The organism is Vibrio wakamikoensis, assembly GCF_050337275.1.
Classification (GTDB): domain Bacteria; phylum Pseudomonadota; class Gammaproteobacteria; order Enterobacterales; family Vibrionaceae; genus Vibrio; species Vibrio chaetopteri.
In genome coordinates, this window is sequence record NZ_JAKJST010000014.1 from 211,570 (window position 1) to 232,266 (window position 20,697).

Sequence of the window (20,697 nt, forward strand, 5' to 3'; positions counted from 1 at the left end):
GGAAAACTTCAGTTTTTTCGAGGTTTTTGCTCGATATAAAGGTTGAATCTATACCTTGGCAGTCCTCTGAGTTTGACGTCTCTGAATTAGCCACTCAAAATAAAGCAAAGCCATAAAACTTAGGGTGCTATGAACTTTCTAGCTCATTTACATATTGCTGAGCATTGTGACAGCAGTTTACTGGGAAACTTGTTGGGGGATTTTGTCAAAGGTGACCCAACGAAGACCTATCAACAGGAAATTGCTGAAGGCATCATGCTGCATCGATTTGTCGATTCCTATACAGACAATCACCCCATTATGAAGCAGTGCAAAACCTTATTTGATGCCGAACTAAAGCGCTTTTCGCCTATCGCGATGGATATGTTTTGGGATCATTGTCTTGCGAAACATTGGACTCGTTTTCATCGCCAACCGCTTGCGCAGTTTGTTGATCATGCAGAGCTGACCATTAAGCAGACTTCAGCCCCATTACCAGAGCGATTTGTTCGTATGAGCACTCATATGTGGCAAGGGCGCTGGCTCGAGTCGTATCAAGATTTCGATAACATCAAGTTTGCCCTTGAGAGAATGTCTCTGCGAAGTATGCGAATGGCACCACTAGCGGAATGCGGAGAGCAACTACAGGAAAACTATCAGCAATTTTCAGAGTTTTTCAGTCAGTTGTATCCAGAGGTGCTAGAAAAAGCGAAACAGCAAACTAACAAATAGAGTCGATAAGAATAGCATTAACCTAGCGCGCGGTTTCTGGTACACTCGCGACCCTTTTGAATACATCCTGTTGGCGACGTTATGACAGACAAGACTTTACTCGATACTGCCAGTGAGCAGTCCACCTTTGATGACTTTGCATTTAGCGACACGCTGATGCAAAACCTTGCTGATCTAAACTATACCTCGCCGACACCGATTCAGGAAAAAGCTATTCCATTTGTGTTGGACGGCAAAGACATTCTTGCAGGTGCGCAGACAGGTACCGGGAAAACCGCAGCATTTGGTTTGCCACTGATTCAGAAACTGCTGGATGTTCCAAAGCCGAGAGAAGCAGACAGCAAAGTCATTCGCTCCCTTATTCTTACTCCAACACGTGAACTAGCGCAGCAAGTGTTTGATAGCTTAGTTCAATATACACAATCGACCGAGCTTAAAGTCGTTGTGGCTTACGGCGGAACTAGTATCGGTGTGCAAACGAAAAACCTGCGCGGTGGCGCGGATATCTTAGTTGCGACGCCTGGTCGTTTGCTTGACCACCAACATACACGCAACCTAACACTTGCTGAATGTGAATACTTGGTACTGGATGAAGCAGATCGTATGTTGGACATGGGCTTTATGCCTGATTTGAACCGCATCTTGAAGCGTCTGCCAAAACAGCGTCAAAACATGATGTTCTCAGCCACGTTCGAGCAACGCATTAAAGCTCTCGCGCACCGTATTATGGAACAGCCAGTAGAAGTGCAAGTGACGCCTGCTAATTCCACCGCAGATACCGTTAAGCAGATGGTCTATCCTGTAGACAAAAAGCGCAAACACGAGCTACTGGCTTACTTGATTGGTTCACGCAATTGGCAACAAGTTTTGGTCTTTACTAAGACTAAGCAGGGCAGTGATGCCCTGGCGAAAGAGCTGAAACTTGATGGTATTAAAGCGGTATCAATCAATGGAGATAAAAGCCAAGGTGCCCGCCAAAAAGCCCTAGACGATTTTAAATCGGGCGCAGTCCGAGCGTTGATTGCAACCGATGTTGCTGCCCGTGGCCTAGATATCCAGCAGCTTGAGCAAGTCGTAAACTACGACTTGCCGTACAAAGCTGAGGACTACATTCACCGTATTGGCCGTACTGGTCGCGCAGGAAAAGCGGGACTTGCGGTGTCGCTAATGAGCCAAGATGAGCAGTATCTACTGGAAGCCATTGAGCGTTTGCTCGATTCGCGTTTACCTCAAGAGTGGTTAGCGGGATTTGAACCTAGCCCTGAATCTGAAATCGAACCCGATCGCGCACCGCGACGACGTGGACGAGGCGCAGACAAGCGCAAGATGAAAGCTAAACTGAAAATCCATGCGGGGCGCGGTAAGAAGCGCTAAAGAGAGCAACAAAGGCAAACCCTAGGGTTTGTCTTTGTTATTTATGGGCTCGACGCTGGCTAACTGCGACCAGATAGGTGAAATTCTAGAATTACCTGAAGGCGTTGTTCCTGTGGTTGGTTATTCATTGGGTTATCCTGCAGAAAACCCAGAAATCCGTGATCGTCTTCCAATGGATGGCTTAGTGCATCACGAGGTATACCAAGATCAGGACGTTGCCACGATAGAGGCCATATACAAACAGCGTGAGACAGACGGTTGGGCGCGTTATATGTCTTACCCAGATCTTAAGAAGATGATCAAAGAGTCCGATGTTGAGAACCTTGCTCAGGTCTACACAAAACTCAAATACACCCGAGAGTCACATGTGAACTTTTCAAAAAGCGTGTTGGGTTACCTTGAGAAGCAAGGGTTTATGAATCACGGATAACCGAACCAATCAAAAAATCGACATCTACCGTTTTAATTATGTGGCTTGTCATAAAGTCGCATATTTCCCTTCTTTTTTGCCATTTAGAACTCAGTTAAGGCTTTAACTTGCCCAACAACGCCCATAGCAGTGCCAGCATCACAATGGCATACAACATTGCCAGTCCAATAGAAAACAGCACAACGACACATAAAACCAGAGATAGAGCAGCGAGCTTTTGACGCCAACCATTGAGTAATCGAACGGCACTCCACATCGCAAATAGATAAATAACAACAAAGATACCGTTGGCTAGGGTGAGAAAGATATCGATATCAATCCCAGACCAATAGCCAGTTATGCATGAAACAGCGAGAGTGACGCCAACGATAAGCGTTGCAACAGTCGGCACACCATTGACGGAGACGCGCGCGGCGGCGCTTGCAGGGCGATACTCTCGTGCGAGTGACCAAATCATGCGTGACAGACTTTGTGTGTAAAGGTTGATAGTGGCAAAACATGCTAAAAATCCCACGAGACTAATGAGCCATTTCGCTTGAGAACCATAGAGCTGCTCTGCAATAAATGGTACAGAGGTGGTGTTTAGCGCTTGTGTTCCATAGGCATGATGCTCAAGCACCACGACCGAGAACGCATAGTAAACCGCGCCAGCCAATAAGCAGCCGACTAATATGGCGACGGGGTAGTCACGCTCAGGCCGTTTAAATTCCTCTCCCATATGAGCAAAGGCTTCGATTCCGACAAAACACCAAAACATCACCGCGATAGCTTGAGTGATAGGCGCTATTTCGATGGAAGGGGTGGTCGACGGCAGAAACTCTGAGCTATTGATGTCGCTACTGGCTACGAAGCTAACCACCAATAGAATAATACCGATGGCGATAACGGTCTGAAGACGACTGGAGGACTTGCTGCCAGAAAAGTTGACCACCATAAGGAGCGCCACCACAAACAGCTGTGAGGCAACAGGGTGAGATAGGAAACTTGGCAAAAATTGCTGAGCAAAACCGCCTGCAATTGCAATAGCAGCGGGCACACCGACGGGAATAACGCTAATAAACAGCAGTGCGATAGCTTTTTCCAGCCTAGAGCCAAATGCCTGACGGACGAAAAACGAAGCGCCACCAGCATTAGGGTAACGCTTGCCGAGCGATGCAAATGTAATGGCTATCGGACAGATGGCGATAAGCAGCGCACACCATGCCCAGAGAATTTGCTCTCCCGCTATACTGGCAGCGATAGAGGGCACCATAAATAGACCTGTGCCCAACAAAGTCGTAGACATTTGTCCTATGCCGCCAAGCAGCGTAATTTCTTGTTTTAATTGCGACATATCTGAACTTTGATTGTTATTTATTGATGACTGAATGACGCTCATAGCTTATTACTCGCCAATAAAATTAACAACTTATTCATCGCTTATGTCGGACACACGTCGCTCTGCTCAGTGTGGCTATTTTGAAGAGTAGAACGCCGCGACGTCACGCAAATCTTGCTCAGTTAAGTTCTGCAACTGCGCTTTCATTAAGGCTGCCATAGCGCCAGAGCGTTCGTTGTTTAGGTAGGCATTCATTGCATTAAACAAATACAAAGGATCTTGCCCATTCAGATTAGGATAGCTAGCTTGGCTTGGAGCACCATTGGGGTTATGGCAAAACACGCAGCTAGGCGCTTTCATCTCGCCGAGCTTGGCATCACCAAACGGAGTAGTGCCAGCTTGGGAGGCGTGTGCATGAACCGTCGAAAGTGACAGAGATAATGTGAGGCCAGTAATGACCTTGAAAAGTGTATTCATAAGGGCTCATAAAAGACTTAACCTAGGCAACAAGATAAACCTTGCCCCTAGGTTAAGCTCAAGCACCTCAGACAGAAATGCGAAGTTGATCAGTATCTTGGCCTAGTATTAAATAATGTTATCACTAACCAAAACTGAGTTAGACCAAAGCTGAAAGCTTCTCTAACAATACATCGATATCTTGGCTGGAAATGTCTTTGTGCGTGACAAAACGAACTGGATTGCTTGGTGAAATCGCAATGTCTTGCTGTGCTAACTCTTTAGCGATCGCATCAATGTCTACGGATTCAGCCAACTTGGCAAACACGATGTTGGTTTGAACAAACTCTGCATTCACACTAAACCCTGGGATGTCATTTAAGCCCTCAGCCAGTTTTTTGGCATTGCTGTGGTCTGTGGCGAGCTGAGCCACTTGTTCGGTTAATGCAAGCTTACCTGCCGCCGCTAAAATACCCGCTTGACGCATGCCACCGCCAACCATTTTACGTAGTCGTCGTGCGCGTTCGATAAATGCTCTAGAGCCAAGTAGTAACGATCCGATTGGTGCGCCAAGTCCTTTGGATAAACAGATGGTCATAGAGTCAAAGTGCTTGGCAATTTCAATCACATCAACGTCCAATGCAACCGCCGCGTTGTAGACACGAGCGCCATCAAGGTGCAGGTTTAGGCCGTGCTCATCAACGAATTTTCTCGCCTCAGCAAGATAAGAAAGGGGCAGTACCTTACCATTGATGGTGTTTTCAAGGCTGAGTAGCTTAGTGCGCGCAAAATGACTGTCGTCGGGCTTAATAGCAGCCTTAAGCTTGCCAAAATCTAGTGTGCCATCTGGGTTATTTTCAATCGGTTGAGGTTGAATTGAGCCAAGCACGGCAGCGCCGCCCGCTTCGTACTTATAGTTATGTGCCTGCTGACCACATAGATATTCGTCACCGCGTTGGCAGTGTGCCATTAACCCAAGAAGGTTTGCTTGAGTGCCCGAGGTAGTAAACATGGCAGCATCAAACCCGTGACGCTCCGCAGCCCAGGCTTCGAGTTCATTTACGGTTGGGTCATCGCCGTACACATCATCGCCGACGGCTGCATTGGCCATCGCGTCGCGCATTGCTTGGGTAGGTTTGGTGACAGTGTCTGAGCGAAAGTCCATTGAATATCTCCTAAATGTATCCGCATAACGAGGCTTTGCTTAAGCACGCTATGGTTTTGGCGTCGGTAATTGTACCGTCGATGATATGTTGTTGTAGTTTTTCTAGTGACATTGTCACAAGTTCGATGACTTCATCGTCGTCACACTGGTATTGATCGCTCGGTGCTAGTTCCTTGGCGATAAACAGATGCTGAATTTCGTCACAAAAGCCGGCCAACGGCGTAACTTGCCCTAGGGAAATCATTATCTTGGCAGCATGGCCTGTTTCTTCAATCAACTCTCTGTGAGCACATTGTGTTGGATCTTCACCTAATTCCATCGTGCCCGCGGGCAGTTCCAGTAGCCACTTTTTTAAAGATGGACGGTATTGATTGAGTAGCAATAGCTCTCCATTCTCGGTCACAGGGAGTATTACTGCAGCCCCTGGGTGCTTGATAGTGGTGTGAGTAATGGTTTGCTGGTTGGGTAGGGTGACTTGCTCCTCAATGAGTGCAATCGACTTCCACTGGTGAAGGGTTTTGTGAGTCATAAAGCTTCCGTGACTTCGATGTTGAACGCCTAATATGAGCATACAAACTATCAAATGTCGATGGGCAAACTGACAGGATTTTTCGGTTTTGGAACAGTATCGAAAATGGAATCTCTGATTGCTCCACTATTTTGATTCAGTAACTTTCTGTATATCAGAGTGTTCGAGCGGTTTTAGTAAAGGTCAGGCGACGTGTTAGGGGCAGACGGGTTAAATTTAGCATTGATGGTGGCAGAATCGGGAATGATCGATTCCGCTGTCCGTGAAATTATGCAGCATACAGAGTTCATGGGGCTTGGTAACGAAGACAGCGTTAAGCAAAGTCTGACTGCCTCTATGGCGAAATGGACACAGAGTGTCAAACGCAAGCTCGTTAAAACCCAGCAAACCGACTCTATTCAAGCTGAGCTGAACCTCTATCAATATGCTGTGTACCTTACTGAGTCTGAATTTGATCAAAACGTTGAAGACATTATCGAAAAGCTCCCGCAAGATTCGCTGTTCCGTGACAAAGCCAATCAGCTTTTGGCCTCCAAGCATACTTACCCTAGTTCTTTGTTCGCCCGTCAGTTCTGCACGCACTGGTATGCGAGTTTAAAAGGTGCGGTGGAAGACAAGCAGCAAGTGACGCTAGAACAGCAGAAATCTCGTTTCTTAAAGCAGCTCTATCAACGTATCGATACCCTGAAAGATATGGAAAACCTCACGCAGTCTGGTGAAAACGCGCAACTTGGGCGTTTGTGGGACTTGGCGGGCGCAGAGCTAACCAAACAAGACTGGAAGTCGATTGAACAGACGGCAGATTACCTTGCGAAACACAGTGAACTCACTTCGATTGCTGATAAATTAGGTCGAATGGCGGAAGAGGTGGATGCGCCAGAGCTCAACCGAGTTGAGAGCCATGATGATGTTGTTGTTGAAGAGAAGTCAGACTTTGCCACTGACGATATCGTTGGCATTCACACCAGCAACGATATCAATAAACTGTTGCCGAACGAAACCATGTACCTAGCCTATCCAGAACTAGAAACGGTGTTCTATCAGCACTTAGTGGAAAAGAGGTTATTAACCTACAAGGCGGAAGGTAAGCAGCGCACTATCCGACAATTGCACGCGCCTACGCAGTCTCATGGAGAAGCGACCAAAGAGAAAGGGCCGATGCTTATAGCGGTTGATGTGTCAGGCTCAATGCAGGGTGCACCTGAGAAATCTGCGAAGGCGATGGCCTACGCTTTGATGAAAATGGCGGCAGAGCAACAGCGTGATTGCCATGTCATTTTATTCTCATCAACCTTCATTACCTATGATTTATCTGGCTCGCAAGGGCTCAAAGAAGCGTGCGATTTTCTATCCTATACCTTCAAGGGGGGGACCGATCTCACTAAAGTGCTCAATTATGCTGTCGACATCATGCAGGGTGAGCAGTATAAGAATGCAGACTTGCTTGTGATCTCCGACTTTATTGCACCTAAACAAGAGCAGGAGACAATTGAGAACATGCTCGTTTTGAAAGGGTGCTACAACCGTTTTCACTCTTTGTGTCTTTCAAAATATGGTAACCCTGAGTTACTGTCATTGTTTGATAGCCAATGGCGTTATCACCCAAGTCTTATGGGTAAAATTGTCAAAAAACCAACCGTGGGTTTTCATCGCGCTAGACAAGCTTTCTCTCATACTTTTGGCTAATATCAACGGCATGACTTGCCGTTGTATTTTTCATAATCTAAATAAAATCAAAGCGATAAGAATAAGTTATAAGATTGCGATTAAAAATCTGTCGCCAAAAGATCTTGTAACAAAATGACAACAAATGTATAAAATTACTATGCATTCCAATTTTGTGCACTGAGGTATTGGCATGATTAAGCCCACAGTAGTTTCACACGCTGACAAAGCGTTGCTTTCAGAACGAATTAACAAACTCGCCTCAGCACTTTCTGATGGTGTATATGAGCGTGAAGAGACCATCAAACTCTGTCTATTAGCCGCCTTGGCTGGAGAGAGTGTTTTTCTTTTAGGACCTCCAGGTATTGCAAAAAGCTTGATCGCCAAACGCCTTATCCAAGCCTTTGATAACAGTAGCTACTTTGAATACTTAATGACGCGCTTCTCGACACCAGAAGAAGTTTTTGGTCCGCTGAGTATTCAAGAATTGAAAGATAACGGTCGCTATTTACGACTCACTGAGGGTTATCTACCTACAGCGCAGGTGGTGTTTTTGGATGAGATCTGGAAAGCAGGTCCTGCAATTTTGAATACCCTACTTACCGTAGTGAATGAAAAGACATTCAAAAACGGTAGCGATATTGAAAAAGTACCGATGCGCCTATTGGTATCCGCTTCCAACGAACTGCCAGATGAAGATAGCGGACTCGAGGCGCTTTATGATCGTATGCTGGTGCGCATTTTTGTTAATCGTATCCAGAACAAACAAAATTTCAAATCCATGCTAACCGTTGGTACATTGGAAGAAGCCAAAATTCCGGAAGGCCTCGCTATAACCGACGATGAGTACCATCAGTGGCAGCGAGAGCTCAATGACGTCAAGCTTAGTGACGATGTCTTTGAAAAGCTCTACCAACTCAAAACCATGCTTGAAGCAGCAGCGGAAGAGCATCGCTCAACCTTATCCGAGGCAGATCTCTACGTATCCGACCGACGCTGGAAAAAAGCCGTTAAGCTGCTTAAGGCGAGCGCTTTTTTTAATGGTCGTGATAGCGTAAATCCTCTCGATTTACTCTTGCTCCAAGACTGTCTCTGGAATAGCCCTGAGTCACTAGAGATAGTGCGCACCGTTATTAAAGAATTCGCGCTGAACCACGCCTTTGACCAACAAGAAGTGTTCCAACAAATTGAAGAAGGCAAAGAGCAACTGGCCGACATTCAAGATGAAATTGAAGCCGAGTTTGCAATGCCACTTTCTATGGAAGCTGGTTCTGGACTGCTTCGCAAAGATATCTACCAATATGACATCAGCAACGCAAAGTCCTACAAAGTTGGTGCTGCTACTGATTTGGTGAAGTTGGTGTTACTTCAAAGCAATATGTCGGTGTCAGAAAGTGAGAAAGGTGACAGTCGCTGGGTCTATATCGCCAAAGATGAGCTCAGCCGCGCGATCAAAGAGGGTGGGAGTGAAGTCTATGGCTACGTTAACCAAAATACCCATCTTTGCCGCCTGAGACTTGATATCAACGCCTCCAGTCATTTGGTTATTAAGGACATCGCCAACCGCTCTGTTTTAGCAACCTTGGTCACAACCAATGGTCTTGATGAGGCAATGCTTCAAGAATGGGTGACAAAGTCTGAACAGGTACTGGTTCAAATTAAACACGCTGAGCATCACCTACGCTCGGTGCGTTCTAAGTTTCATGGCGCGTTACCACACGGCTTTATTCAGCCTGATATTCCAACGGAAATGGAAGTCAGTATTCAAAATGTGACACAAACACTCGAGTCGACCAGTGTGGAAGCTGAAAAAGCAGTAGCTCGAATTAAGGGACTAGAAACCTTTTTTGCTTAATGAGGCGTGACAGCGCCATGGTGAGTTTTGAGGGTTAATATATCGAACGGAGGCAGTAATGCTGGGAGCAGATGGGTTAAACCTTGCGTTGATGGTTGCCGAGTCAGGGCTTATTGATTCGGCGGTGAATGATTTAATGGCGCGCTCACAAGTGCTGGCGGTCAGTGAAAATCGCGGAATGCGTAGCTCCGTTAAAAACCATCTGCTCAAATGGCGTGGTTCAGTGAAAAAACGCATGACGCGGGTCTGTGAAACTGAACGCTTTCAGCAAGAGCTTGCCTTGTATCAAGAGGTGATTCATTGGAACGAAGCGACCTTTTTCGAGCGCATTCCTAGCGTTGTCAAAAAGTTAGAATGGCACTCTGCATTTTATCTCCAAGCCAGAAGACTTCTGGACAAAAACAAATCCGTTAATAACCCCATGTTCCCGCGTTACTTCTGTGATCTCTGGTACAAGAGTCTTGCCGAAGCCATCAAACAGGCGGAAGTCTCAGAGCTTGAAGCCAGTAAAGAGAAGTTCTTGGCCGATTTATATCAACGGATGGAAACCATCAAGGATATGGATACGGTCACTCAGCAGGGCGATGAAGCAACTATGGGACGACTGTGGGATATGGCTGCCGCCAAACTGACCAAAACCGACCTAAAAATCATGCACAGTCACGCGGAGTTTCTCAAAAAGAATAGCGCGTTAAAGCAAATCGCAGAACAACTTGGTCGCATGGCGAGTGAGCAAGATGATCCCGAGTTAAATAAAGCTCAGGCTGACAATGTGGAAATGGTCGAGGAGCAAAGTGATGAAGCAACCGATGACATTGTTGGCATCCACGAATCAGACGATCTTAATAAACTGCTCCCAAATGAAACCATGTTCCTCGCCTACCCAGAGCTGGAAGTCGTGTTCTACAAACATTTGGCTGATAAGCGTTTGATGAACTACAAAACGCAAGGTAAGTCGAGAACACTCAAGAAAGTTCGCACCACAGCCCCCGATAACAGTAAGGTCGAACTTGAGAAGGGACCATTTATCGTCTGTATTGACGCATCAGGCTCAATGACCGGTTTCCCAGAGCAGTGCGCCAAGGGTATGGCTTATGCATTAATGCAAATCGCCTTGGCTGAGGGGAGGGAGTGTTACGTTATCTTGTTCTCAACCACCCATATCACTTATGAACTCACTAAACAGGATGGTCTTCGTGAAGCGGCAGATTTTCTCAGCTATTCCTTTCACGGTGGCACCGATCTGGAGCCTGTAATAGAGAAATCCATCGACCTGATGCAATCGGATACTTATAAAAACGCCGATATGGTGGTGATTTCGGATTTCATTGCCCCAGAGCAGTCGCAGGAACTTGTAGACAAAGTCGATGAGCTGAAATCGCGTAAGAACCGCTTTCACGCAATTAACTTGTCAAAATATGGTAACCCGTCACTGATGAGTATGTTTGACCACTGTTGGTCGTATCATCCTACTTTGGTGGGGCGTTTAATGAAGACGTGGTAGAGAGAGTAGTAGTGATAGTAAGGTGATACATCCTTGTATCAAAAAGAACTCATCCGTGCGTTCTTGAGCCTAGGGTTGTTGGTCTAACCGAGAGTAAGGATTACACCAACGATTGCTGCACTCATAAGGTTGGCGAGCACACCAGCTGCGATGGCTCTAAAACCATAGGTTGAGATGAACTTCTTACGTTCAGGTACAAGGCTGCCTAAACCGCCAATTAACATCGCCATGCTAGAGATGTTGGCAAATCCACACAGTGCAAAGGTAACTATGGCTTGCGAGTGTTCCGATAACTGATCTTTCACCGAGATCATCTGAATAAAGGCGACAAACTCATTCACAACAATCTTATTGCCAAGCAGTGAACCTGCCACGATAGCTTCTTCCCAAGGAACACCAATTAACCAAGCAACAGGCGCAAAGAGATAACCTAGGATGATCTCGAAGCTAAGTTCTGCGCCGAACAACAAACCAACTTGTTCAAGCATGCCATTGAGAAGCGCAATCACACCAACAAATGCCAGTAGTGTAACGCCAACGGCGAAGGCAATTTGCGCGCCCGACATAGCGCCGTCGGCAATGGCCTCTACGACGTTGTTTGCCTTTGGAAGGTCGATATTAGAGTCTTGCTCTTGAGTGACCGAGTCTGTGTCCGCTGGTGGCACTAGGATCTTAGCCATAAGTAGGCCTGCCGGCGCTGACATGAACGCGGCAGCGATCAAGTAGTTGAGTTCAACACCAACCGATGCATAGCCAACGAGAGTGCCGCCAGCAACTGATGCTAGACCACAGGTCATCACCGCGAAGAACTGAGAGTCGGTCATTTTACCAAGGTAAGGCTTGACGACGAGTGGCGCTTCAATCATCCCAACGAAGATGTTTGCGGTGGCAGAGAGTGACTCTGCTTTTGCAGTGCCTAGTAACTTGCTAAGTGCGCCGCCAATCCACTGAATAATACGTGGCATGATACCAAGGTGATACAGAGCTGAAATAACCGCAGAGAAAAAGATAATAACGCCTAGTACGTTAATGGCGAAGATAAACCCAGCGCTTCCTGTTGCTAGGTCTCCGAACAGAAACTGAATACCTTGTTGTCCGTAGTCGATGATGCCGCTCACAACTTGTGAGACACCAAAAAGAGCTTGCTTGCCTGCAGGAACGTAAAGTACCAGCACTGCAAAAAGGATCTGTAGTGACAACGCAAGGGAAACGGTTCTTAAAGGAATGTTCTTGCGATTCGTTGAAAGAAGATAAGCAGTGGTGAGAATCACCACCATACCGAGTATAGAAGTCATAATAGGAAGCCTGTATTGAACTAGGTGGCGAAGTGTATTCACTACAAAGTTCGATGCAACACAGGATTGTTACGCTGGTGTAATGGGATTTTTGTGGTGACTATGTATGGTCTTTATAATCAGTGTCTTATGGCAGTTTCTAGGAGTGTCTTTTCCATAGGGAAAAGATACTTGTCTATTTGGTGGTGTACATTTTGAGCTAAAGCTCCGGTTTATGAGCCCATACCCGTTTACAACAAAGAGATATGTTTGTTTAATCGCATGTCCCAAAACGGAGGTTGGCCAATCTTATTCTTAATGAAATCGATGATAACTCTTGTCTTTCTAGGTAAATGTTCACGTTTAGGATAGACAGCGTAAAAGGGCATGACTTGCCCGAGTTTCCAGTCAGGCATCAGTTGTATTAGCTTGCCATTTTGAAACTCATCTTCAAGAAGGTAAGAGGCTAAGTAGCCGATACCCCAACCACTGATAACGGCATCACGAACCGCCTCTGCCAAGTCAACCTTATAGTTGCCTTTGACTGACACGGTTAGCGTTTCATCTTCTTTGTAAAACGACCAATCATTGTAAACACGATCACGGCTTTGATACGTAATGCAGTTGTGATTGAGTAACTCATTCGGCTCGAGTGGTGTTTGATTCTCAATAAGGTACTCCGGCGAAGCGGCTAGGACAAATTGACAATCTGCCATTCGCTGCGCGACATAACCCTCAGGAATTTGCTCAACATTGGTGATCCAAAGGTCGACATTGTCTTTAAGCATGTCGATACGATAATCAACCAATGAGACTTCCACATCCAGTTTGGGATAGGTTCGTTTTAACTCAGCAATCATCGGAATGATATGCATAGTTCCAAATGATTGGGCGAGGGCAATTCGAACCACGCCAGCCACCTCACTGGAAAAGCTCTGTACCTCTGCGTCAACGTGGTTGAGTGCATCAACGATTCTTTCTGCTTGTTTTAGTGCCGCGTGTCCCGCATCGGTGATGGTTATTTGTCGACTAGTCCGCTGGACTAACTGAACGCCGAGCCGAGACTCAAGCTTGTTGAGATGTTTACTCACATAAGAGACGGAACAATCGAGCGCTTGTGCTGCTTTGCTCATGGAGCCGTGGCTATGGATCGCGTGTAGGACGATGAGTTGATTGGCTTTTTCTAACATAAGGTTCTTATTGAGGCGTATGAGGGTTAACTTTAGAATGGTGGGAGTCTTATGATCAAGTTTTCTCGTTGGGAATGTTTTGAAAACTTATTGGACTGTGATTGAGATTTAGCCACTGCAGACGTAATCTTGTCCATCTTGGTCGGAAAGTCAGCGAACAAACATTTTTTTCTAGTTTTTGTTTGACTAATTTTCTCATATCCGTAAAGTATGCCTCGAACACAGCGAGAGAGATTCTCTAACGTGTTGAAAAGAAGGGCGCCTTGGCAGAGTGGCTATGCAGCGGATTGCAAATCCGTGGACCTCGGTTCGACTCCGGGAGGCGCCTCCATTATTTAGAAACCTCGACTTATGTCGGGGTTTCGTCGTTTATGGGTTTTGGAATTTCCATCGACCTCATACCCTTACCGTTATTGCCACAGAAGTTTTCGCTGGCAGCAAGGCAGCGCTAACCTCAAATATTTGTTTAGAAAGCTACTCGGGTCGAACATGCCGAGCAAGAATTCGCTGTGCCTCTAATTTGACGTCTGCCCGCCGTTTAAAGCTCCATAGCCTGTCTCGTGCAGCCTTCCCCGATTCCTCGATATTGATGATGGGTGATAAGTAGGGGCTGGTTTCGTCAAGTTGATACATTTTTGCCTCAAGTGGCGTGAGTTTCCAAGGTTCAAACAGTAATGGCGGAGGTACAGCTGAAAGTTCAGGTATCCATTGATGGATAAAGTGTCCGTTTGGATCGTGTTCGATGGCTTGTTTGGTTGGATTATAGATACGAATGGTATTAGTGCCAGTAACACCAGCTTGCATTTGAAATTGGGGATAGTGTATGCCGGGTTCAAAATCAAGAAACAGGCGTGCAAGATGCTTGACGCCATGCTGCCAATCGATATCAAGGTGGTGGGTTAAAAAGCTCACCAACATTGCTCTCATGCGAAAGTTAATGTAGCCGCTAGCCCGCAAACAACGCATACAGGCATCAACGAGCGGGTACCCGGTGTAGCCCGTCTTCCATGCCTTCAACTTATTTGCGTCATTCGAATAAGGTAGGTTCAGATATGCTCTATTTACCGGTCGAAACTCCATGTCAGCTTCAGATTCAAATTTTTGGATGAAGTGACAGTGCCAATGAAGACGAGATGAGAGTGCCGCTAAACTTCGCCTAAAGCCTGTCACGTTCCAGTGTGCTAATAGCGCTTGATAGACCTCGCGTAGAGAGATATTGCCCCAAGCAAGATAGGGTGACAAACGGGTGCATGCACTGCGGCTTTCAAGTGGTTTTGATATTTGAAAATAGTACTGCCTACCCCGCTCTTGAAAGAAGCTCTCTAAGGTTTGCCAAGCAAGTGTTGAACCGCCGGTTTGAATGCCTTTCATCTTTGTTCGCCACGAAGCAGGTATTTCATCGTAGTTTTGGAACACGTCTTTTGTCTCAACAAAACAGCCCATGCTGAGATCGGTATCAACGATGGGGCCACGCATTATCTTGCTCCAGTGTTTATCCCATTCGTGTCGATCACTTGCGCCACGTATGACTGCGCCAATAGGGCTTTCATGCCAAGTGATATTTTGTTGGAGAAACCAGTGTGTGAGTTGTCGATCCCGCTGGAAGGTGATTTTTAAACCGATCTCTTGATGGGAATAGACGCTATGTATTCCAAACGCCTGATGAATGTCGTGAAAAACATCCTGCGCAGACATCGACAGAATCGCTAGTCGAGTGTCGAATGCAGATAGTGTTTGATTTATATCTGTGAGCGACTGCCATACAAAGCGCCAGTGACGTTCATCATAGTGCGCATCGGCTAGTAGTTCAGGTTCGAAGAGGTAGAGCAAGAGAGTCGGTCGGCCACTGGTGAGAGCAGCATGCAGCGGTGAATGATCTGTTAGTCTCAGATCACGCTTAAACCAAACTACATTTATGTTTCCCATAACCTCTCCTTCTGTACTTTCAGTGGTACGCAGGTGCCAGGATTTAGTTCAATGATATGCAAAGAGTGGGTGTTGAGACTCGGCACACGTTAGTGGCGTTTAAAGTGTGCATTTATTGCAATTCATAGTGTGGCTACTTAGTCTTGATTGGATAAGTTATGCATGGAGGTGATTATGACGGATGTTCTTGTGGTACTGATTATTTTTGGCGCTATTTTTGGACGGGGCATGATCCGAGCTTTTGCTGCGCATAGAGAAAAGATCCGTATTATCGAGTTAGACAATGCGAGTTCGCAGGCAGAGCGAGCAACTAGTGAGCTATTGGAGAAAGTAGAGCGGCTATCAGGGCGAGTAGAGGTACTGGAAAAGATCGTCACAGATGAAAAATATCAACTTGATCGCAAGATTGCCAACCTGTAGTTTGCTGTATTTATCGGCGAATTGTTCGTGCTTCATACCGCAGAGTTCGCTATTTAATCACTTGATTCATAAAGTGAAAAATACCTGTTGACGCAAAATCTCAATCCGTTAAAGTACACCTCGTTCTCACGGGGAAGCCCAAGAGAAACAAGAGTTAAAAGATGGTGTTTACTTAGACTAAACGGCATCACAAAGAAATTTGTGTGCCCTGGTGGTGGAATTGGTAGACACAAGGGATTTAAAATCCCTCGACGTTCGCGTTGTGCCGGTTCAAGTCCGGCCCGGGGCACCATCTATCATTTGCTATTCAATTAGCACACAATTTAAAGGCGCCTTGGCAGAGTGGCTATGCAGCGGATTGCAAATCCGTGGACCTCGGTTCGACTCCGGGAGGCGCCTCCACTTTTCAGAAAGCCCCGACTTTGGTCGGGGCTTTCGTCGTTTCAACACCTTAAAGCCCCTCGCATAGCCGAATCTTGGCAGTGAAAATGAGTATACCTTGCTAATAAAGTGCTTAATGTTAACAAGAGAGCCAATCGATAAGGCTATTAATTTGCATACAAAAATAAGTATTGCAATATAAGTGATGCTGCTCTCTCATTGCAGGCTGAATTCTACGCCTTTTGTTCTCCACCCCCTTAACTACGCCTGAGACTGGTTGGGCAGAATGTTGTGCGCTTGGTTGCGTTTTGTTGGCTTTTTTTTGCACTATGTGTGAAATGACTCCAACGAGATGGTTATTTTATCCATTTCAATAACTTTAATTACATTTTTCACAGTTTGTATATGGCCGCTTTTCTTACGATAGAGGCAGGTGAAGTCTTTGACGTGTAAGACGACTCTTTTCCCTCTATAACAAAAGGTTTAGAAAGTGGACAATAAAAAACTAAACATGACAGTGGTTGCAAAAACCCTAATTCCGTTGCTCTCAGCAGCGGTTTTAGCAGGTTGTAACTCAAGTAGCGATTCAGGCACGGATGCGGGCGGTAATACTGGCAATATCGAAGGTCTATACAACCCAGCTGAAAATGAGGTCGTTATCTATTACAAGCGCGATGTTGCAGCGCAATCGGGTGCCTCCTACGAGGGGTGGGGGTTGCACCTTTGGAATGGTGATGGTTGTAATAGTACTGATCTCGAAGCTATGGGAATTTCAGGTGAGACAGCGTGGACAGATCCGCATCCATACACAGGTGTGAGCGACACCTATGGTGCTTATTATGTCTTAAAGGTCGATCCCGATGCTGCAGATCCACATGAGTGTATGAACTTCATTCTACATAAAGGTGATGATAAAGCGTTTGGTGGTAACAACCTGAAAGTTGAACTTCGCAATCTTCAAAGTAGCGAAAGCAAAGGTCTTTTTGGTTTCCACGGTAGTAGCAAACTTTACTACGCTCCAATAGAAGAGCGTCCAGTGGTAATTGATGGGCGTGCTGCACACTGGATTGATTCAGACACGATAGCTTGGGAAGCGGCGGGAAGTGCTAGTAAACTTGCTCTTTACCACAGCAGCACGGGCGGCATCGAACTTGATGAAGATAAAAACATCACTGGTGGCGAAAAGCTAGAACTTTCCATCGGCGGTGATCTTAGTGATGATCAGAAGAAACGTTTCAAACATCTTGAAAGCTTAAAAACGGCTACGAATAACTTTACAGCGGAAGAGATCCACGACTTACTCAAAGGCCAAGTGGTTATTGTTGCATACAACAGCAATGATGAAATCATGGCGGCTACAGAAATTCAATCGGCGGGTGCACTGGACGCGATCTATGCTTCAGAAGAAGCGGGTGATGCGATGTCAGAAGTGCTCGGTGCAGTTGTGGAAAGCGGTTCAGCTACATTCAAACTTTGGGCGCCGACTGCACAAAAAGTCGCGCTTGAAATCTATGACGAAGACAAGAAGCTTGAGCAAACGATCGACATGGACGAAAACACAGACAACGGTGTTTGGTCGAGCGATCCGGTCTCTGGTGCTGAAGGCAAATTCTATCGCTATCACGTAACGGTTTACCATCCAACAACGGGCAAGGTAGAAGAGCGTCTCGTCACCGACCCATATTCACTAAGCGTGTCAGCCAATTCTCGTTACTCACATGTTGTGGACCTTAGTGATCCTGCTCTAGCGCCAGCAAACTGGGGTGGTGAGTTTGAAAGCCCAACAAAGAATGACATCGACCACGTATTGTACGAGTCCCACATCCGTGACTTCAGCTTTAGTGATGCAAATGGTACGACCGCAAACAACGGTAAATACCTAGCGTTCACAGAAGCAGAACGTGAGTCAGTGAAACACCTACAAGCACTTAAAGATGCCGGTATGACAACGCTACACGTACTTCCTGCGTTTGACATTGCAACGGTTGATGAAGTTAATCGAGTTGATATTACTGACACGGTTGGCGATCTCTGTGAGGCTAAATCAGACGCAGCAATTTGTGCCACTGGCAATATGGGTGACACCATCGAGTCTGTTCTAGAAGATTACGATACCTCAACGGGTGATGCTCAAGCTCTGATGAATGATCTTCGCATGCTTGATAGCTTCAACTGGGGGTACGACCCGTTCCACTACACAGTGCCAGAAGGCAGCTACGCAAGTGATGCTGACGGCTCGGCTCGTATTAAAGAGTTCCGTGAAATGGTTCAGGCGACTCATGATATGGGGCTGAAATTTGTAATGGACGTTGTGTATAACCATACCAATGCGTCTGGTGTGAACGACAAGTCAGTACTGGATAAGATCGTCCCTGGATACTACCACCGTTTAAACATCAACACCGGTGACGTTGAAATGTCGACGTGCTGTGATAACACAGCAACTGAAAACCTCATGATGGGTAAGTTGATGGTCGACTCGCTGAAAGTGTGGGCTGAGGATTATAACGTTGATGGCTTCCGCTTTGATCTAATGGGTCACCAACCAAAAGCGTTGATGGTAGAAGCACTTGAGGCGGTTAAAGCGATTGACGAAGACACCATCTTCTACGGTGAAGGTTGGGACTTTGGTGAAGTCGCTCAACACGCTCGTTTTGAACAAGCAACACAGATTGCGATGGCCGGCACAGGCATCGGTACCTTCTCAGATCGTCTGCGTGATGCCGTTCGTGGTGGTAGCCCGTTTGATGGTGGTGAAGATCAAGATGGTCGTCGCTCGCTTAAGTATAACCAAGGCTTTGGTAATGCGGCTTACATGAACGATGAGGTTGAAGACACTGCCGCAACAACTAAGGCGATGCTACATAACCAAGACCTAGTACGTTTGGGTATGGCAGGTAACCTAGCAACTTACGTTCTTCTTGATTCAGAAGGCAACACAACTCTGGGCAAAAACGTAGATTACAATGGTGCGCCAGCAGGTTACACAGAGCAACCGTCAGAAAACATTTCTTATGTGTCTAAGCACGATAACCAAACGCTTTGGGATAACAATGCCTATAAGATTGCGTCAGGTACATCGTCTGCAGAGCGCGCTCGTATGCAAACGGTATCTCTGTCTACTGTGATGATGGGGCAAGGTATACCATTTATCCATATGGGCTCAGAGCTACTTCGTTCTAAGTCAATGCAACGTGACTCTTACGATTCTGGTGACTGGTATAACCGCGTTCGCTTTGACGGTTCAGACAACAACTGGAACGTTGGTCTACCTCGTGAAGACAAAGACGGCGCAAACTGGAAGCTGATTAAAGAGATCATTGCAGACTCAACGGCTAAGCCAGATGCGGACGATATCGAGCTGTCTAAGCAGCAGTTCCTTGAGTTACTTAAAATCCGTAACAGTAGTGACCTATTCCGCCTAACGACAGCAGCAGATGTTAAAAACCGTGTTGACTTCCGCAATGTTGGCGAAGATCAGGTTCAAGGTCTAATTGTGATGTCGATTGACAATGGTACGAAAGCAGGTAGTGACAATCTTGATAAAGAAATTGATGCGATTGTTGTCGTTGCTAACTCAACATCAGAGCAACAAGACTTTACTATCGATGGGACTGAAGGCTTCGTTCTGCATGATGTACAACAGAACTCAGCAGATATCATTGTGCAAGATGCAACATTTGCAAATAGCACATTTTCTGTCCCTGCGCTAACTACAGCTGTGTTCGTGCTACCACGAGATGGTGCTCGAGGAGAAGGTCTTCCGGTTGATCTTTCAAACAAAGATGTGTCAAATCTTCCACCGTATGGCGAGACGAATGTTTACGTCCGTGGTGGTATGAACGGCTGGGGAGCGAGTGAGGACTGGAAGCTGCAGTTTATTGCCAATGGTATGTACACGCTGACAGCGCCACTTGAGGCTGGTGATTATGAGTTCAAGTTTGGAGATGCTAACTGGGGTGATGTAAACATCCCTTGTGATTGGGCTGATCAAGCTAACGACTCAATCGACCTTGGTACAGAGGGCAACTGTAAGCTGTCTGTTGAGACTGCGGGCAAATATACGTTCACTGTCGATGCGTCGTACATGCAAAACGATACAGCGGATAAACCTGTTGTGTCAGTTGTTGCAGCACCAGATGCGCCAACTTGGGGTGATACCGCACTCTACCTACGTGGTGATGTGACTGACTCTGGCTGGGCGGCGATTGATTCGGCGAAGTTTACTTACGTAGCTAACGATGTTTATGCGCTTGAAGTATCTCTAAGTGCAGGTAACTTCAATATGAAAGTCGCCGATTCTGGTTGGTCAGATGCAACCATCTTCGCGCCAGAAGCGGAAGGTGTTTCTGTTGAGTTCGGTACTCCACTAGCGCTTGGCGTTGGTCCTGCTACTAAGAACTTAGGCATCGCTATCCCGAGTGCTGGTGACTATCGCTTTGAAGTTAACTTTGCAGACAAGAGTGCGCCAGTACTTACTGTTACGCAGCAATAACTTG

Annotated in this window: 15 protein-coding genes and 3 tRNA genes; 11 read left to right on the plus strand and 7 right to left on the minus strand. The window is 46.3% G+C overall.

Features of this window, described 5'->3' with window-relative positions:
• Positions 1-129 precede the first annotated feature (129 nt).
• The 3 genes from L4C42_RS05665 to L4C42_RS05675 all read left to right on the plus strand — a co-directional run bounded on the left by L4C42_RS05665 (position 130) and on the right by L4C42_RS05675 (position 2,515).
• Complete coding sequence (locus L4C42_RS05665; RefSeq protein WP_353499156.1) at positions 130-711, plus strand: acyl carrier protein phosphodiesterase; 582 nt, start codon at positions 130-132, stop codon at positions 709-711.
• A gap of 81 nt (positions 712-792) precedes the next feature.
• Complete coding sequence (locus L4C42_RS05670) at positions 793-2,085, plus strand: DEAD/DEAH box helicase (protein ID WP_418642319.1); 1,293 nt, start codon at positions 793-795, stop codon at positions 2,083-2,085.
• A 28-nt stretch (positions 2,086-2,113) separates the two neighbouring features.
• Positions 2,114-2,515, plus strand: coding sequence for a nitroreductase family protein (locus L4C42_RS05675; RefSeq protein ID WP_353499157.1), 402 nt, complete (start codon positions 2,114-2,116; stop codon positions 2,513-2,515).
• A 94-nt stretch (positions 2,516-2,609) separates the two neighbouring features.
• Here L4C42_RS05675 and yjeH read toward each other — a convergent pair whose 3' ends face one another.
• The 4 genes from yjeH to L4C42_RS05695 form a co-directional block, all read right to left on the minus strand.
• Entirely contained in the window at positions 2,610-3,848 is a 1,239-nt protein-coding gene (yjeH, locus tag L4C42_RS05680) for an L-methionine/branched-chain amino acid transporter (protein ID WP_353499158.1), read from the minus strand.
• A gap of 120 nt (positions 3,849-3,968) precedes the next feature.
• Positions 3,969-4,310, minus strand: coding sequence for a c-type cytochrome (locus L4C42_RS05685; protein ID WP_418642318.1), 342 nt, complete (start codon positions 4,308-4,310; stop codon positions 3,969-3,971).
• A gap of 139 nt (positions 4,311-4,449) precedes the next feature.
• A complete protein-coding gene (gene ltaE / locus L4C42_RS05690; RefSeq protein ID WP_429759747.1) occupies positions 4,450-5,454 on the minus strand; it encodes a low-specificity L-threonine aldolase in 1,005 nt (334 codons plus the stop codon).
• 10 nt (positions 5,455-5,464) lie between these two features.
• Positions 5,465-5,983 (minus strand): NUDIX hydrolase, encoded by a 519-nt coding sequence (locus L4C42_RS05695; protein ID WP_353499161.1) that lies wholly within the window; start codon positions 5,981-5,983, stop codon positions 5,465-5,467.
• Positions 5,984-6,175: 192 nt separating this feature from the next.
• Here L4C42_RS05695 and viaA (L4C42_RS05700) point away from each other — a divergent pair, with 192 nt between their 5' ends.
• The 3 genes from viaA (L4C42_RS05700) to viaA (L4C42_RS05710) all read left to right on the plus strand — a co-directional run bounded on the left by viaA (L4C42_RS05700) (position 6,176) and on the right by viaA (L4C42_RS05710) (position 11,007).
• A complete protein-coding gene (gene viaA, locus L4C42_RS05700) occupies positions 6,176-7,669 on the plus strand; it encodes an ATPase RavA stimulator ViaA (RefSeq protein ID WP_418642316.1) in 1,494 nt (497 codons plus the stop codon).
• Positions 7,670-7,841: 172 nt separating this feature from the next.
• Positions 7,842-9,503, plus strand: a complete 1,662-nt coding sequence (locus tag L4C42_RS05705; protein ID WP_353499163.1) for an ATPase RavA domain-containing protein — start codon at positions 7,842-7,844, stop codon at positions 9,501-9,503.
• Between the two features lie 58 nt (positions 9,504-9,561).
• On the plus strand, positions 9,562-11,007 hold the full coding sequence (gene viaA, locus L4C42_RS05710) for an ATPase RavA stimulator ViaA (RefSeq protein ID WP_429759750.1): 1,446 nt from the start codon (positions 9,562-9,564) through the stop codon (positions 11,005-11,007).
• Positions 11,008-11,090: 83 nt separating this feature from the next.
• Here the strand turns inward: viaA (L4C42_RS05710) and L4C42_RS05715 are convergent, their stop codons facing one another.
• Together L4C42_RS05715 and L4C42_RS05720 are read right to left on the minus strand one after the other, a co-directional pair.
• Positions 11,091-12,302: a NupC/NupG family nucleoside CNT transporter gene (locus tag L4C42_RS05715; protein WP_353499165.1), complete on the minus strand. Its 1,212-nt coding sequence runs from the start codon at positions 12,300-12,302 to the stop codon at positions 11,091-11,093.
• Positions 12,303-12,532: 230 nt separating this feature from the next.
• The gene (locus tag L4C42_RS05720) at positions 12,533-13,471 is read right to left on the minus strand and encodes a LysR family transcriptional regulator (protein ID WP_353499166.1); all 939 of its coding nucleotides are present in this window, start codon (positions 13,469-13,471) and stop codon (positions 12,533-12,535) included.
• A 257-nt stretch (positions 13,472-13,728) separates the two neighbouring features.
• On the opposite strand from L4C42_RS05720, the gene L4C42_RS05725 reads away from it, so the two are divergent.
• A tRNA-Cys gene (locus tag L4C42_RS05725) sits at positions 13,729-13,802 on the plus strand.
• 143 nt (positions 13,803-13,945) lie between these two features.
• Here L4C42_RS05725 and L4C42_RS05730 read toward each other — a convergent pair.
• The gene (locus L4C42_RS05730) at positions 13,946-15,397 is read right to left on the minus strand and encodes a cryptochrome/deoxyribodipyrimidine photo-lyase family protein (protein WP_353499167.1); all 1,452 of its coding nucleotides are present in this window, start codon (positions 15,395-15,397) and stop codon (positions 13,946-13,948) included.
• 174 nt (positions 15,398-15,571) lie between these two features.
• Here L4C42_RS05730 and L4C42_RS05735 point away from each other — a divergent pair, with 174 nt between their 5' ends.
• The 4 genes from L4C42_RS05735 (at position 15,572) to pulA (ending at position 20,693) form a co-directional block, all read left to right on the plus strand.
• Positions 15,572-15,817, plus strand: a complete 246-nt coding sequence (locus L4C42_RS05735) for a nitrite reductase (protein ID WP_353499168.1) — start codon at positions 15,572-15,574, stop codon at positions 15,815-15,817.
• Between the two features lie 205 nt (positions 15,818-16,022).
• Positions 16,023-16,109 (plus strand) — tRNA-Leu (locus L4C42_RS05740).
• A 36-nt stretch (positions 16,110-16,145) separates the two neighbouring features.
• Positions 16,146-16,219: transfer RNA gene (locus L4C42_RS05745), tRNA-Cys, on the plus strand.
• Positions 16,220-16,688: 469 nt separating this feature from the next.
• The gene (pulA, locus tag L4C42_RS05750) at positions 16,689-20,693 is read left to right on the plus strand and encodes a pullulanase-type alpha-1,6-glucosidase (protein WP_353499169.1); all 4,005 of its coding nucleotides are present in this window, start codon (positions 16,689-16,691) and stop codon (positions 20,691-20,693) included.
• Positions 20,694-20,697 lie beyond the last annotated feature (4 nt).

What these genes read in the sequence shown, in the direction of transcription:
- L4C42_RS05665 (WP_353499156.1), top strand. Translation starts at nt 130, where the DNA reads ATGAACTTTCTAGCTCATTTACATATTGCTGAGCATTGTGACAGCAGT.
- L4C42_RS05670 (WP_418642319.1), top strand. Translation starts at nt 793, where the DNA reads ATGACAGACAAGACTTTACTCGATACTGCCAGTGAGCAGTCCACCTTT.
- yjeH (WP_353499158.1), bottom strand. Translation starts at nt 3,848, where the DNA reads ATGTCGCAATTAAAACAAGAAATTACGCTGCTTGGCGGCATAGGACAA.
- L4C42_RS05685 (WP_418642318.1), bottom strand. Translation starts at nt 4,310, where the DNA reads ATGAATACACTTTTCAAGGTCATTACTGGCCTCACATTATCTCTGTCA.
- ltaE (WP_429759747.1), bottom strand. Translation starts at nt 5,454, where the DNA reads ATGGACTTTCGCTCAGACACTGTCACCAAACCTACCCAAGCAATGCGC.
- L4C42_RS05695 (WP_353499161.1), bottom strand. Translation starts at nt 5,983, where the DNA reads ATGACTCACAAAACCCTTCACCAGTGGAAGTCGATTGCACTCATTGAG.
- L4C42_RS05705 (WP_353499163.1), top strand. Translation starts at nt 7,842, where the DNA reads ATGATTAAGCCCACAGTAGTTTCACACGCTGACAAAGCGTTGCTTTCA.
- viaA (WP_429759750.1), top strand. Translation starts at nt 9,562, where the DNA reads ATGCTGGGAGCAGATGGGTTAAACCTTGCGTTGATGGTTGCCGAGTCA.
- L4C42_RS05715 (WP_353499165.1), bottom strand. Translation starts at nt 12,302, where the DNA reads ATGACTTCTATACTCGGTATGGTGGTGATTCTCACCACTGCTTATCTT.
- L4C42_RS05720 (WP_353499166.1), bottom strand. Translation starts at nt 13,471, where the DNA reads ATGTTAGAAAAAGCCAATCAACTCATCGTCCTACACGCGATCCATAGC.
- L4C42_RS05730 (WP_353499167.1), bottom strand. Translation starts at nt 15,397, where the DNA reads ATGGGAAACATAAATGTAGTTTGGTTTAAGCGTGATCTGAGACTAACA.
- L4C42_RS05735 (WP_353499168.1), top strand. Translation starts at nt 15,572, where the DNA reads ATGACGGATGTTCTTGTGGTACTGATTATTTTTGGCGCTATTTTTGGA.